Origin of the sequence: Stenotrophomonas sp. SMYL8 (genome assembly GCF_036320065.1) — a bacterium.
Classification (GTDB): Bacteria; Pseudomonadota; Gammaproteobacteria; order Xanthomonadales; family Xanthomonadaceae; genus Stenotrophomonas; species Stenotrophomonas maltophilia_A.
In genome coordinates this window covers 1-13,226 of record NZ_JAWIRR010000009.1, presented here as the reverse complement: position 1 = coordinate 13,226, position 13,226 = coordinate 1, and the positions used below count along the sequence as shown (strand labels likewise).

The 13,226-nt window shown below is 67.0% G+C and carries 10 protein-coding genes and 1 pseudogene; 1 reads left to right on the top strand and 10 read right to left on the bottom strand.

The features are described from left to right. Positions 1 to 51: 51 nt before the first annotated feature. The gene (gene phaZ, locus V3B25_RS09515; protein ID WP_329810566.1) at positions 52 to 1,359 is read right to left on the bottom strand and encodes a polyhydroxyalkanoate depolymerase; all 1,308 of its coding nucleotides are present in this window, start codon (positions 1,357 to 1,359) and stop codon (positions 52 to 54) included. Between the two features lie 93 nt (positions 1,360 to 1,452). Then, on the bottom strand, positions 1,453 to 2,043 hold the full coding sequence (locus V3B25_RS09510; protein ID WP_049421661.1) for a class I SAM-dependent methyltransferase: 591 nt from the start codon (positions 2,041 to 2,043) through the stop codon (positions 1,453 to 1,455). 149 nt (positions 2,044 to 2,192) lie between these two features. Here V3B25_RS09510 and V3B25_RS09505 point away from each other — a divergent pair, with 149 nt between their 5' ends. Further along, positions 2,193 to 2,648 carry a CopD family protein gene (locus V3B25_RS09505; protein WP_032128333.1) on the top strand — a complete coding sequence of 152 codons (456 nt, stop codon included), beginning with the start codon at positions 2,193 to 2,195 and terminating at the stop codon, positions 2,646 to 2,648. Positions 2,649 to 2,961: 313 nt separating this feature from the next. Here V3B25_RS09505 and V3B25_RS09500 read toward each other — a convergent pair whose 3' ends face one another. The 8 genes and pseudogenes from V3B25_RS09500 to lpxD form a co-directional block, all read right to left on the bottom strand. Next, positions 2,962 to 3,921 carry an acetyl-CoA carboxylase carboxyltransferase subunit alpha gene (locus V3B25_RS09500; RefSeq protein WP_032128332.1) on the bottom strand — a complete coding sequence of 320 codons (960 nt, stop codon included), beginning with the start codon at positions 3,919 to 3,921 and terminating at the stop codon, positions 2,962 to 2,964. A gap of 113 nt (positions 3,922 to 4,034) precedes the next feature. After that, entirely contained in the window at positions 4,035 to 4,904 is an 870-nt protein-coding gene (locus tag V3B25_RS09495) for a hypothetical protein (RefSeq protein ID WP_049421658.1), read from the bottom strand. Between the two features lie 64 nt (positions 4,905 to 4,968). Then, positions 4,969 to 8,559 carry a DNA polymerase III subunit alpha gene (gene dnaE / locus V3B25_RS09490; RefSeq protein WP_329810565.1) on the bottom strand — a complete coding sequence of 1,197 codons (3,591 nt, stop codon included), beginning with the start codon at positions 8,557 to 8,559 and terminating at the stop codon, positions 4,969 to 4,971. Between the two features lie 218 nt (positions 8,560 to 8,777). Next, entirely contained in the window at positions 8,778 to 9,446 is a 669-nt protein-coding gene (locus V3B25_RS09485; RefSeq protein WP_049461544.1) for a ribonuclease HII, read from the bottom strand. Continuing rightward, positions 9,443 to 10,606, bottom strand: a pseudogene (lpxB, locus tag V3B25_RS09480) (lipid-A-disaccharide synthase); the annotation flags it as partial. The pseudogene lpxB and the gene V3B25_RS09485, both read right to left, overlap by 4 nt. Before the next feature lie 92 nt (positions 10,607 to 10,698). After that, complete coding sequence (gene lpxA / locus V3B25_RS09475; protein ID WP_049421650.1) at positions 10,699 to 11,490, bottom strand: acyl-ACP--UDP-N-acetylglucosamine O-acyltransferase; 792 nt, start codon at positions 11,488 to 11,490, stop codon at positions 10,699 to 10,701. A gap of 16 nt (positions 11,491 to 11,506) precedes the next feature. Beyond that, entirely contained in the window at positions 11,507 to 11,965 is a 459-nt protein-coding gene (gene fabZ, locus V3B25_RS09470) for a 3-hydroxyacyl-ACP dehydratase FabZ (protein WP_032128326.1), read from the bottom strand. Next, positions 11,962 to 12,984 carry a UDP-3-O-(3-hydroxymyristoyl)glucosamine N-acyltransferase gene (gene lpxD, locus V3B25_RS09465; RefSeq protein ID WP_010486339.1) on the bottom strand — a complete coding sequence of 341 codons (1,023 nt, stop codon included), beginning with the start codon at positions 12,982 to 12,984 and terminating at the stop codon, positions 11,962 to 11,964. Before lpxD ends, fabZ begins: the two co-directional genes overlap by 4 nt. Positions 12,985 to 13,226 lie beyond the last annotated feature (242 nt).

Sequence of the window (13,226 nt, the reverse complement as noted above, 5' to 3'; positions counted from 1 at the left end):
TTGGCATCTACCAGGGCATACCGACCAAGGTCGGCACCCACCCTGGGCGAGTTACCCCGCCTTTCGCCGCAACGGGGTGACGTTGCTCTTCTTCTTCGTGACCTTCGCCGCCGGTGCTTCGGCATGCGCGGCGAAGAAATCGCGCACCTTCGGGTACACCACTTCGCGCCAGCGACGGCCGCTGAAGATGCCGTAGTGGCCGGCACCTTCGACAATGAAATGCTCACGGCGGTCAGCGTCGATGCCGGTGCACAGCGCCTGCGCCGCTTCGGTCTGGCCGAGGCCGGCGATGTCGTCCAGCTCGCCTTCGATGCTCAGCAGCGCGGTGTCGCGGATCGCCGACGGATCGACCTTCTCGCCGTTGACCACCCACTCGCCACGCGGCAGCAGGAAGTCCTGGAACACCACGCGGATGGTATCGAGGTAGTACTTGGCCGGCATGTCCAGCACCGCGTTGTACTCGTCGTAGAAACGACGGTGCGCGTCGGCGTCTTCCAGGTCGCCCTTGACCAGGTCGGTGTAGAAGTCCCAGTGCGAGCTGAAGTGGCGGCTCGGGTTCATCGACAGGAAACCGGCGTGCTGCAGGAAGCCCGGGTACACGCGACGGCCGGCGCCGGGATAGCTGGCCGGCACGGTGTGGATGACGTTGTTCTCGAACCACGACAGCGGGTTCTGCGTGGCCAGGTTGTTCACTGCGGTCGGGCTGCAGCGTGCATCGATCGGGCCACCCATCATCACCAGCGTGCGCGGCGTCGGCTCGCCACGGCTGGCCATCAGCGAAACCGCGGCCAGCACCGGTACGGTCGGCTGGCACACACTCACCACGTGCAGGCGCTCCACGCCGAGGTGGCGGATGAACTCCTGGATGTAGGCGATGTAGTCGTCCAGGCCGAACTCGCCTTCGCTGGCCGGCACCATGCGCGCGTCGACCCAGTCGGTCACATACACGCGGTGGTCGCGCAGCAGCGTGCGCACGGTATCGCGCAGCAGCGTGGCATGGTGGCCGGACAGCGGCGCCACCACCAGCACGAACGGCTGATTGAGCATCGTGTGCAGCTGGTCGGCCTCATTGCTGTGGCGCTTGAAGCGCAGCAGCTTGCAGAACGGCTTGCTCACTTCCTCGTGCACGACGATCGGCACGCGCTCGCCCTCGACGTCGATTTCGTTGATGCCCCACTCGGGCTTCTCGTAATCCTTGCCGATGCGATGGAAGAGTTCATTGACCGCCGCCAGGCGATCAGCGCCGGGCATCTGCGACCACCAGTGGCCCTGGTTGGCGAAGAACCTGGCGTTGGCCTGGGCCTGGTGCACCCAGGGGGCGAGCAGGTTGCGGGTCAGTTCGTGCAGTTGATAGAGCATGACGACCGAATATGTATGGTCATATGTTGCCGCGCAGCATATCCCATCCGGGTGTCCCGCAGGTTAAGTTGGCTGAAAATAATGAATCCGGATTCACATCCGTTCCAGCGCGGCCGCATCGCCTGCCAGGGCGGGACCGAGCCAGCAATGCGACCCTACCGGCTGCAGGCCATGCCGGGCCAGCGTCCGCCGGTACCAGCGCGCCGGGCGGGCCTGGAAACCCTCGTGGTCGCCCTCGAACGCGTCCTCGGCGGCGAAGGTCTCCAGGAAGGCCACGCCGCCGGTCAGCTCCGCCACGCCGGCCAGTCCGGCACGCAGCTCACGGTCGGGCACGTAGTGCATCACGTCCGAGCAGACCAGCAGGTCGACCGGGGCGCAGGGCCGCAGCCAGGCGAAATCGCCGAAGCGGGCCAGGTGCAGGTTGCGGGTCCTCCCGTAGCGGCGCACAGCGTACTCGCTGCTGTCGAAGCCGAGGTATTCGACCTTCGGACGCAGCTTCAGCAGCGGCGCGCGCCAGGCGCCTTCGCCGCAGCCGATATCCAGCACGCTGCGGATCGGTCGCTCCAGGTAGTACTCGGCGCTGGCCACAGCCAATGCCACCTTGCGTGCCAGGCGGGCGCTGCCACCGATGTCGGCACGTCGGTACCAGCGTTGGAAGTAGGCGGCGTCGTAGGTCTTGTCCATGGGGCGGTGCACGATCGGGGAAAACGGCGCTTATCGTACGGCGTTGCGGCGTGCCATGCGTCGATGTGTCGCGGCGTGCGTGCCTGCGGCGGCCTTGCCACGGCATGCGAGAATGGCCGCCAACCTACGCCAGCCGCCGGAGCGAGCGCATGCAGAGCTATTACTGGGTCAAGACCTTCCACATCGTGTTCGTGGTGGCGTGGATGGCCACGGTGTTCTACCTGCCGCGCATCCTGGTGAATCTGGCCGAGACCGCAGGCCAGCCGGCGGTGACCGAGCGCCTGCAGCTGATGGGCCTGCGCCTGTACCGCTTCGGCCACTCGATGTTCGGGTTGGCATTCCTGCTGGGTCTGGTGCTGTGGCTGGGCTACAAGGTCATTCCGGATTTCCCGACGATGGTTGCCTCGGGCGGCGCCGGTTGGCTGCATGCCAAGCTGGGGCTGGTGGTGCTGCTGCTGGTGTACTTCAGCTGGATCGGGCGCCTGCTCAAGGGCGTGGCCAAGGGCAGGGCGCTGCCGTCGTCGCGCGCGCTGCGCTGGATCAACGAGATCCCGTTGCTGGCGTTCATTCCGATCGTGTGGCTGGTGCTGGCCAAGCCATTCTGAGATCCCGCTATCCGTAGAGCCATGCTTGGCTCTACGGGTTCGCGTGATTCTTCGCCAAAGCAGAGGCATCCACGCGTGGCGTGGATCTACTGGGTGCAGCTGTGGCTTTTGATGTTCAGGTCCGCCATGAGCGAGCCGAGCATCGCAGGTGAAACAGGGGCGAAGAGGCGCCGATGTTTGAGCGCAGCGAGTTCGGCGCCGTCCCCTGATTCACCGAGAAGCGCAGGGAACCGGTGCAAGGCACCGGCTCGCGTTCGGCGGCGTGTTCTTTGGTTACTTTCTTGCACGAGCAAGAAAGTAACAAGCCGATGAATCAGGCCGCTTCGTACGTGCCGTAGCTGCGCAGGCGGGCGTAGCGCTGTTCCAGCAGCTGCTCGGTGGACAGCTTGTCCAGCGCGTCCAGCTCGTTCAGCAGCACCGCCTTCAGGCGCTTGGCCATCTGCGTCGGGTTGCGGTGGGCGCCACCGGTCGGCTCGCGCACGACCTTGTCGACCAGGCCCAGGCTCTTCAGGCGCGGGGCGGTCAGGCCCAGCTGTTCGGCGGCATCCTTGGCCTTGCCGGCATCCTTCCACAGGATCGAGGCGCAGCCTTCCGGGGTGATGGTCGAGTACACCGAGTACTCCAGCATCACGGTGCGGTCGCCCACGCCCAGCGCCAGCGCGCCGCCGGAGCCACCTTCACCGATCACGGTGCAGATGATCGGCACCTTCAGTTCGGCCATCTCGATCAGGTTGCGTGCGATCGCTTCGGACTGGCCACGCGATTCGGCATCGATGCCCGGCCAGGCGCCGGCGGTGTCGATCAGGGTCAGCACCGGCAGGCCGAAGCGCTCGGCCATCTTCATCAGGCGCAGGGCCTTGCGGTAGCCCTCCGGCTTGGGCATGCCGAAGTTGCGCTTGATCTTTTCCTTGGTGTCACGGCCCTTCTGGTGGCCGATCACCATCACTGCACGGCCGTTGATGCGTGCCAGGCCGCCCATGATCGCCTTGTCGTCGGCGAAGGCACGGTCGCCGGCCAGCTCCTGGAACTCATCGAACATGACGCGGAGGTAGTCTGCGGTGTACGGGCGCGACGGATGACGGGCCAGCTGCAGCACCTGCCACGAGGTCAGGTTGCGGAAGATCTGCGCGGTGCGCATGCGCAGCTTGTCCTGCAGCGCGTGCACTTCCGCCTCGACATTGACCGCCGGCCCGGCACTGGCGTTGCGCAGCTCCTGGATCTTGGCTTCCAGGTCGGCGATGGGTTGCTCGAAGTCGAGGTAGTTCGGATTCATCGGAAGCCGTCGTGTAAAGAAGAGGGGAATTCTAGCCGAATGCGTGCAAACCACCCGTACGCCTTCGTCTGGAAGGCGACGGTAGCGCAGCCGGGCAGGGGGCGCCAGTCAGCTCAGGGCACCACCAGGGCGCTGCGGCCCATCAGCTGGCTGCGCTGGGAAACGAAGTCGTTGTAGGCCTCGTTGGCCTCCCGGCCCAGCCCGCTGCCCAGCGTGGCGGTGGCCGAGGTGAAGGCCATCTGCGCGGCGAAGTCCTGCTTGCGCAGGGCCTTCTGTTCATCGGCGGTGGTGGCCTTCAGCCAGCGCGCATACACCTCGCGCAGCGGCGCGGCATGCGCCTCGAAGGCCGGCACCAGCGCCGGCAGGCTGGCCGGGGCCGGTTCCAGGCTGAACACCGGGGCCACGTAGCCGGCCGGCTGCTCGCGCTTGAAGGCACCGGGCTCGCCCATGCCTTCTTCCACGTAGGCGATGAAATCCGGCGCGGTGAACACCTTGGCCACGATCTGGCCGCCGCTGGCATCGACATGGGCGACCACCTTTTCCTTCGGGAACGGTTCGCGCACGCCGTAGGTCCAGGTCTTGTCGATGAACAGTTCGTGGCTCTTCTCGAACGGGCCTTCGAAGTCGACGCCGCCCAGCTCGATGCCGGCCTTGCCGGTGCCGAAGTTCTTCAGCTTGCTCTCGTCGGTGACATAGATCTCGCGGGCGATCACGTACTCGCTCAGGGTCGGGTTGATCAGGCCGCCACGACCGTCGGTGTAGACGATGAAGCGCACGTCGCCGAGCTTGTCGGTGTGCAGGCGATGCTCGCCCACGGCCAGCGAGAGCGGGCGCGAGCCCTGCGCGGCGACCGGCAGGTCCTGGCCATCGATGCTCAGTGCCAGCGGCGTGTCGGTCGGGTTGTCGATCTGGAACTCGACCTTCGAGGGCGAACAGGCGGCCAGGGCCAGCGCGGCAGCGAACGGGAACAGCAGGGTCTTCATCGGCAATCGTCCTTGATACATGGAACGGGAAAGCAGGGGTTTCAGCAAAACCAGGGAGCCAGCTTCAGCTGGCCCACGGCGGGCTGTAGCGCACCTTCAGCGTGCGCACGGCCGGGTCGGCGCGCAGCGCCTCCATCAGCTTGGAATCGATGCGTACCGCGCTCTGCCCGGACACATCGAGCATGCCGGCGACACCGCCCTGCGGACCCTTCAGCAGCAGGTCCAGGCGCAGCGGCGTGCGGCCGGGGCGATGGCGGTCGAGCAGGGCGTCGATGCGCTCCCAGACCGGGCGCTGCTGGCGCAGGTCCAGGCGCAGCGACAGGCGCGTGGCGTAGTTGGCGCAGACTTCGTCGAAGTCCCAGCACTGGCGGATGCGCAGCGCGAAGCCACCGTTGAATTCGTCCTCGCGCAGGCCACCCTTGACCACCAGGATGCGGTCCTTGGTCATCAGGTGGCCGAACTCGGCCATCGCGTCGGAGAACGCGCTGCACTCGACGCGGCCACGGCCGTCCTCGAGCTGGATGAAGATCTGGCTCTCACCCTTGCGGCGCACGCCGACCACCTGGCCGGCCAGCACGGTCTGCACTTCCGGGCGCCAGCGCTTTTCGCCGCCGCCACCGCCACCGCTGTTGGCGCTCCAGATCTTCTCCACCGAGCCCAGGTCGTTGCCGACCAGGTCGCGCACATCGTCGCGCCAGGGATCGAACGGGTGGCCGCTGAGGTAGAAGCCCAGCGTGTCGCGCTCGCCGTTCAGGCGCTGCAGCAGCGGCCATTCCTCGGCTTCGGGCAGGTCCAGCTGGATCGTGGTCGCGCTCGGGTCGGGGCCGCCGAACAGCGAGTTCTGGCCCGACGCACGTTCGCGCGCCATCTGGTCGGTGGCCTTGATCACCTCCGGCAGCTGCAGCATCAGCGAGGCCCGGTTATGGCCGAGTTCGTCCAGTGCGCCGCAGTTGATCATCGCTTCCAGCGTGCGCCGGTTGAGCTTGGCCGAACCGACGCGGGTACAGAAGTCGAGCAGGTCCTTGTACTCGCCGCCCTTCAGGCGTTCGTCGACCACCGCTTCGCAGGCACCCTGGCCGACGCCCTTGATTGCGCCCAGACCGTACTGGATGGTGTCCGGCGTCACCGCCTCGAACATGAAGGCCGATTGGTTCACCTTCGGCGGCAGCACGGTCAGGCCGAGATTGCGCACCTCGTCGAGGAAGCCGACCACCTTGTCGGTGTTGTCGAGGTCGGAAGACAGCGTGGCCGCCATGAACTCGGCGGGGTAGTGGCGCTTCAGCCACGCGGTCTGGTAGCTGACCAGTGCATAGGCAGCGGCGTGGGACTTGTTGAAGCCGTAACCGGCGAACTTCTCCATCAGGTCGAAGATCGCATCGGCCTTGGCTTCGTCCACACCATCCTTGGCCGCACCTTCGCGGAAGATCTCGCGGTGCTTGGCCATTTCGGCCGGCACCTTCTTGCCCATCGCGCGGCGCAGCAGGTCAGCGCCGCCCAGCGAGTAGCCGCCGACGATCTGCGCCATCTGCATCACCTGCTCCTGGTACACCATGATGCCGTAGGTGTCCTTCAGGATCGCTTCGGTGCGCGGATCGGGATAGATGATTTCTTCCTGGCCGTGCTTGCGCGCGTTGAACGAAGGAATCAGGTCCATCGGGCCGGGGCGGTACAGCGACACCAGCGCGATCAGGTCTTCGAAACGATCGGGGCGCGCGTCCTTCAGCAGGCGGCGCATGCCCGAGGATTCGAACTGGAACACCGCGCCGGTGTTGCCGTTGGCGAAGATGTCCTTGTAGGTGGGCGTGTCGTCCAGCGGGATTGCGGCGATGTCCACCGGCGGGATGCCGGCGCGCTCGTGGCGCTTGTTGATCGCCTTCACCGCCCAGTCGATGATGGTCAGCGTGCGCAGGCCCAGGAAGTCGAACTTCACCAGGCCCACTTCTTCCACGTCGTTCTTGTCGAACTGGGTGACCGGGTTCTTGCCGAGGCCGTTCTCGTCGTGTTCGGCGTACAGCGGGCAGAACTCGCTCAGCGGCTCGGGACCGATCACCACGCCACCGGCATGCTTGCCGGCGTTGCGGGTCAGGTCTTCCAGCTGCAGCGCCAGATCGATCAGGTCGCGGACATCGTCCTCGGTCTCGTAGCGCTGGATCAGTTCGGCCGAGGCCATTTCCGAGCTCGGGCCTTCCTTGCCCTTGCCCAGCGCATCCTTCAGGTGGATGCCCAGGATGTTCGGGATCAGCTTGGAGACGCCGTCGACCAGGCCGTACGGGAAACCGAGCACGCGGCCGGAGTCGCGCACCACCGCCTTGGCGGCCATGGTGCCGTAGGTGATGATCTGGCTGACGCGCTCGCGCCCGTACTTGCGCGCGACGTAGTCGATCACCTCGTCGCGGCGGTCCATGCAGAAGTCGATGTCGAAGTCGGGCATCGACACGCGTTCCGGATTGAGGAATCGCTCGAACAGCAGGTTGTACGGCAGCGGGTCCAGATCGGTGATCTTCAGCGCCCACGCCACCAGCGAACCGGCACCCGAACCACGGCCGGGGCCGATCGGAATGCCCTGGTTCTTGCCCCACTGGATGAAGTCGGCCACGATCAGGAAGTAGCCCGGGAAGCCCATCTTGATGATGGTGTTGAGCTCGAATTCCAGGCGCTCGAAGTACTCTTCGCGGGTCTTGCCCGGCGCCAGTGGATTCTTCTCCAGGCGCTCTTCCAGGCCATCGCGCGACATCTTCTGGATCCAGGTGTCCAGGGTCTCGTCGTCCGGCACCGGGTAGTTGGGCAGGAAGTAGGTGCCCAGCCGCATCTCGATGTTGCAGCGCTCGGCCAGCGCCAGCGTGTTGTCGATCGCATCGGGGATGTCGGCGAACAGCGCGCACATCTCCTCGGCCGACTTCAGGTACTGCTGGTCGCTGTATTCGCGCGGGCGCTTGGGGTCGTCCAGCACGCGGCCGGTGGAAATGCACACGCGCGCTTCGTGCGCGCTGAAATCCGTCGGCGACAGGAAGCGCACGTCGTTGCTGGCCACCACCGGCAGGCCACGCTGGCCGGCGGCCATCAGCGCGAACTGGTTGAAGGTTTCTTCGCCCTCGCGGCCGGTGCGGGTCAGCTCCAGGTGCAGGCCGTCGCCGAACACGCGTTGCCAGTCGGCCAGCTGCTGCTCGGCCAGTTCATGCTTGCCGTCCAACGCCAGGCGCCCGGCCAGGCTCTGCCGGCCAGCGAGTGCGAACAGGTTGGCGTTGCCGGCCTTCAGCCAGTCCGGGTGGATTGCCACGCCGCCTTCCGGGCGATGGCCTTCCATCCAGGCGCGGGTCAGCAGGCGCGACAGGCTCAGGTAGCCCTCACGGTCGCGGCACAGCAGGGTCATCCGCCACGGGTCCTGGCCTTCCTCGGCGATCAGCACGTCGGCGCCGGCGATCGGCTTGATGCCCACGCCTTCGGCGGCCTTGTAGAACTTGACCAGGGCGAACAGGTTGTTGAGGTCGGTCACCGCCAGCGCGGGCAGGCCGAGCTCGACCGAGCGCGACAGCAGATTGGCCTGCTTGGCCTTCTTCGGGTCCGCCTGGTCGGGCTTGGCCGGCACGCGGATGGTCGAGTCCGCCAGCGAGAACTCGGTGTGGACGTGGAGATGTACGAAGCGGGAGTTGGACATGCCGGACCAGGTTGGAGCGCGCGGGCCCCGGGTGCTGACGGAAGATCGTCGCCGGGGTCGGGATGCGCTGGAGTGCCCGGTCAGGGTAGCGAGGGCAGGGGGAAGCGACAAGGACTTGACGGTGCGCCGATTGCGCGAATGTCGCCGGGCATGGCCCGGCGCCAGCGGAGGCGTTCACATTGCCGTGAAAGCGCCGGACGATACCCGGCAGCCGTTGTTCAAGCGATGGCTGTGATCGCGGGGGCTGGCGCTGTTTCCAGGCACTCGCGCACCGGGGCGAAGCTGCGCCGGTGCTCCACGCAGGGGCCGTGCTCGCGCAGGGCGGCCAGGTGGGCCGGGGTGCCGTAGCCCTTGTGCTGCTCGAAGCCGTACTGCGGATGGCGGGCATGCACCTCCTGCATGTAGCGGTCGCGCGAGACCTTGGCCAGGATCGAGGCGGCCATGATCGCGCGGTCGATGCCATCGCCGCCGACCAGCGCCTGCGCCGGCAGTACCAGACCCTTGGGCACCACGTTGCCATCGATGCGCGCGAAGCCGGCCACGTGGGCGACCGCTGCGACCACGTCGCGCATGCCCTGCAGGGTGGCCTGGTAGATGTTCAGACGGTCGATGGTGTCCACGTCCACCAGCACCACATGCCAGGCCAGGGCGCGCTCGATGATGCGGTCATGCAGCTGCTCGCGGCGCGCCGCGGTCAGCTGCTTGGAATCGTCCAGGCCGTTGATGCGCGGCCGTGCCGGGTCGAACACCACGGCCGCCACCGCGACCGGCCCGGCCAGCGGGCCACGACCGGCTTCGTCGACGCCGGCGACCAGGCGCTCCGGCTCGACCACCGCCGCGCCATCGAACAGGGTCAGGCTGGCCGCTGCGGCGTGGCGGCGGCTCATGCCTGGGCCTGGTCGCGCATCAGCAGTTCGCCGACGGCGTCGGCGGCACGTGCCGACGCATTGCGGCGCAGGCGCTCATGCAGGCGGGCATAGGTGTCCTGCAGGTCGGTCACCCGCTGCGGGTGGTCGAACCATTGCTGGATGGCCGCAGCCAGCTTGTCCGGCGTGCAGTCATGCTGCATCAGCTCCGGTGCCAGGTCCTGGCCGGCCAGGATGTTGGGCAGGGCGAAGCGGTCGACCTTGATCAGGCCGAATGCCTTGACCAGACGGTAGGTCAGCTCGTTGACACGGTAGCCGACCACCATCGGCCGCTTCACCAGCATCGCCTCCAGGGTCGCGGTACCGGACGCCAGCACCACCACGTCAGCCGCGATCATGGCGTTGCGCGCCTGGCCGTCGAGCACATGCGAGTACGCGACCGGCAGCGCCGAGCGCGACAGCTGCTCTTCGATCAGCCGCTTGCATGCGGGGTTGGCGGCAGGCACCACCACGTGCAGGCCGGGGATGCGCTCGGAGACCTGCCAGGCGGCTTCGAAGAAGGGTTCACCGAGGCGCGAGATTTCGCCCAGGCGGCTGCCTGGCAACACTGCCAGCACCTTGGCCGACGTCGGCAGGCCAAGCGCGGCGCGCGCTTCCTCGCGGTTGCCCTGCAGGGGGATGTCATCGGCCATCGGATGGCCAACGAAGCGTGCGTCGATGCCGTGCTTGGCATAGATCGGGGGTTCCATCGGGAACAGGCACAGCACCAGGTCAGCGCTGCTGCCGATCTTCTCGGCGCGCTTCTCGCGCCAGGCCCAGACCGAGGGGCTCACGTAATGCACGGTGCGCACGCCGCGCTGCTTCAGCCAGCGTTCGATGCCCAGGTTGAAGTCGGGCGCGTCGATGCCGATGAACACGTCCGGTTGCCATTCCAGCGCACGCTGGCGGAACGCGGAACGCAGCTTGAGCAGGCGTGGCAGGTGGCGCAGTACTTCGGTCAGGCCCATCACCGCCAGCTCGCTGGCATCGTGCCAGGTCAGGCAGCCGGCGCTGCGCATGGCATCGCCACCGATGCCGGCGAATTCGGCATTCGGAAAGCGTGCCTTCAGCTCGCGCACCAGGCCCGCACCCAGCAGATCACCGGAGGCCTCACCGGCCACCAGTGCGATCCGCAATGGGCGCTCGCTGAGCACCCGCTGCGCGGGGACGCTGCCGGCCATCGAGGCCAGCGGAATCACGGCGGCGCCGGCCGGCGCCTGGCCGGTCGTGCTGCTCATCGCAGCAAAGGCCTCTCGGCGTGCTCGATGAAGTCCAGCATGGCCTTCACGTCATCGCTGTCACGCGCCTGTTCGGTCAGCTGCACCTTGGCTTCGGCCAGCGGCAGGCCCGCCACGTACAGCGTGCGGTAGGCACGCTTGATGGCGGAAATGCGCTCGGCGTCGAAGCCGCGGCGCTTCAGGCCTTCGCTGTTGATGCCACGCGGGCGGCCCAGCGAGTCGGTGCCGACCATGGTGAACGGAGGCACGTCGCCGTTGGTCAGCGCGCCCATGCCGAGGAAGGCATGCGCGCCGATGCGGCAGAACTGGTGGGCCCCGGCGAAGCCGCTGATGATCACGTAGTCACCCACGGTCACGTGGCCGGCCAGGGTGGTGTTGTTGGAGAACACGCAGAAGTTGCCGACATGGCAGTCATGCGCCACGTGCGTGTAGGCCAGCATCCAGTTGTCGTCTCCGATGGTGGTGATGCCGCCGCCGCCGCCGGTGCCACGGTTCAGCGTGACGAACTCGCGGAACACATTGCGGTCGCCGATCACCAGCTCGGTGCGCTCCCCTGCATACTTCTTGTCCTGCGGTTCGCCACCGACGGCTGCGTGGCCGATGAAGCGGTTGTCGCGGCCGATCTTCGTCGGGCCGTGGATGCTGCAGTGGGGGCCGATCATCGTGCCGGCACCGATTTCCACATCGGCACCGATCAGGGTGAACGCGCCCACCTGGACGTCATCGGCCAGGCGCGCGGCCGGATCGATGACGGCGGTCGGGTGGATCCGCGGTGCGTTGTCAGTCATTCCTGCCTCCAGTGGATCAGCCCTTGGCGCCGGCGCACATGACTTCGGCCGAGGCAACGACTTCGCCGTTGACCTTGGCTTCGCCGTAGTACCAGCCCATGTTGCGGATCAGGCGCTTCATCTGCACATCCAGCATCAGCACGTCGCCGGGAACGACCTGCTTGTTGAAGCGGGCGTTTTCCACCTTGACCATGTAGAACAGCTTGGACTGCGAGTCACGGCCGAGCGTGAGCTGGGTCATCACGCCACCGGCCTGCGCCAGCGCTTCGATGATCAGTACGCCGGGCATGATCGGGCGGCCCGGGAAGTGGCCCTGGAAGAACGGCTCGTTGATGCTGACGTTCTTCTGCGCAAGGATGCGCTTGGCGTCGATGTCGAGCTCAAGCACCCGGTCCACCAGCAGGAACGGGTAGCGGTGCGGGAGCAGTTCCTGGATCTGGCAGACGTCGATCGGAAGCTGCAGCGTGTCGTTCATTCTTTCTCCTTGCCAGCAGCCAGGACGCGGCGAGCCAATGCGTCCAGCTGCTTGAAGCGCGCGGCGTTCTTGCGCCACGTGCGGTTGTCGGTCAACGGGGTGCCGGACGAGTACTCGCCCGGCTCATGGATGGAATTGCGGACCACGGACTTGCCGGTGATCACGACCTTGTCGCAGATCTCGAGGTGGCCGACCACGCCGACGTGGCCGCCGAGCAGGCAGTAGCGGCCGATCTTGGCGCTGCCGGCGATGCCGGTGCAGCCGGCGATGGCCGAGTGCGCACCGATCTGCACGTTGTGCGCGATCTGCACCAGGTTGTCCAGGCGCACGTCTTCGTCCAGCACGGTGTCTTCCAGCGCACCACGGTCGACGCAGGTATTGGCACCGATCTCGCAATCGTCGCCGATGCGCACACCGCCCAGCTGCGGCACCTTGATCCACTTGCCGGCGTCCATGGCCAGGCCGAAGCCATCGGCGCCGAGCACGGCACCGGGATGCACACGAACCCGCTTGCCGAGCTTGACCCGGGTGACCAGGGTGACCCGCGCGATCAGCTCGCAGCCGTTGTCCAGGCTGCAGTCTTCGCCGATCACGCTGCCGGTGCCGATGATGCAGTTTTCGCCGACCACGCTGCGTGCGCCGACGGAGACGAACGGGCCGATATGCGCGCTGGCGGCGACCTGCGCGCTGGGATCGATGACGGCGCTGGGGTGGATGCCCGGCGGGCGCGTCGGCGCGATGTCGAACAGCGCGGCGATCTTGGCGAAGGTGGTGTACGGGTCCTTGGCCACAAGCGCGGCGCCGGGGGCGGCCTCGGCGTCGTCGGCACGCAGGACCACCAGCGAGGCCTGGCTGTCGGCCAGTTGGGCGCGGTAGCGCGGGTTGGCGAGGAAGGTCAGCTGGCCAGGACCGGCATGGGCGAGGGTGGCCACGCCATGGATGGCGGTGGCGGGGTCGCCGTGGACCTGCAGGCCGAACTGCTCGGCGAGTTGCTGGGCGGTGTAGGTGGGAGTATTCACGGCGGGAGTTTAACGTGTGACGGCATTGCGGTCATGCGGGGGCAGGGCTTGGCGCCTGCCTGGTACGGGCGGGAGGCGGCGGGTGGCCCTGGCCAGCACACGCAAAAGCCCCTCCATGGTGCTCGATGGCGCCATCCTTGGCGCCAACGGTCCTGTCCAGGGCCACCCGCCGCCTCTGGACAATTTCCCGCGAGCGCGGCCAAAAGCCCGTGCCGTGGAGTGTCATCTGAAAAACGAAAACG

Coding starts and splice junctions, on each gene's coding strand:
- dnaE (WP_329810565.1), bottom strand. CDS start 8,559: ATGTCCAACTCCCGCTTCGTACATCTCCACGTCCACACCGAGTTCTCG.
- phaZ (WP_329810566.1), bottom strand. CDS start 1,359: ATGCTCTATCAACTGCACGAACTGACCCGCAACCTGCTCGCCCCCTGG.
- lpxA (WP_049421650.1), bottom strand. CDS start 11,490: ATGACTGACAACGCACCGCGGATCCACCCGACCGCCGTCATCGATCCG.
- fabZ (WP_032128326.1), bottom strand. CDS start 11,965: ATGAACGACACGCTGCAGCTTCCGATCGACGTCTGCCAGATCCAGGAA.
- V3B25_RS09495 (WP_049421658.1), bottom strand. CDS start 4,904: ATGAAGACCCTGCTGTTCCCGTTCGCTGCCGCGCTGGCCCTGGCCGCC.
- V3B25_RS09510 (WP_049421661.1), bottom strand. CDS start 2,043: ATGGACAAGACCTACGACGCCGCCTACTTCCAACGCTGGTACCGACGT.
- V3B25_RS09500 (WP_032128332.1), bottom strand. CDS start 3,921: ATGAATCCGAACTACCTCGACTTCGAGCAACCCATCGCCGACCTGGAA.
- V3B25_RS09485 (WP_049461544.1), bottom strand. CDS start 9,446: ATGAGCCGCCGCCACGCCGCAGCGGCCAGCCTGACCCTGTTCGATGGC.
- V3B25_RS09505 (WP_032128333.1), top strand. CDS start 2,193: ATGCAGAGCTATTACTGGGTCAAGACCTTCCACATCGTGTTCGTGGTG.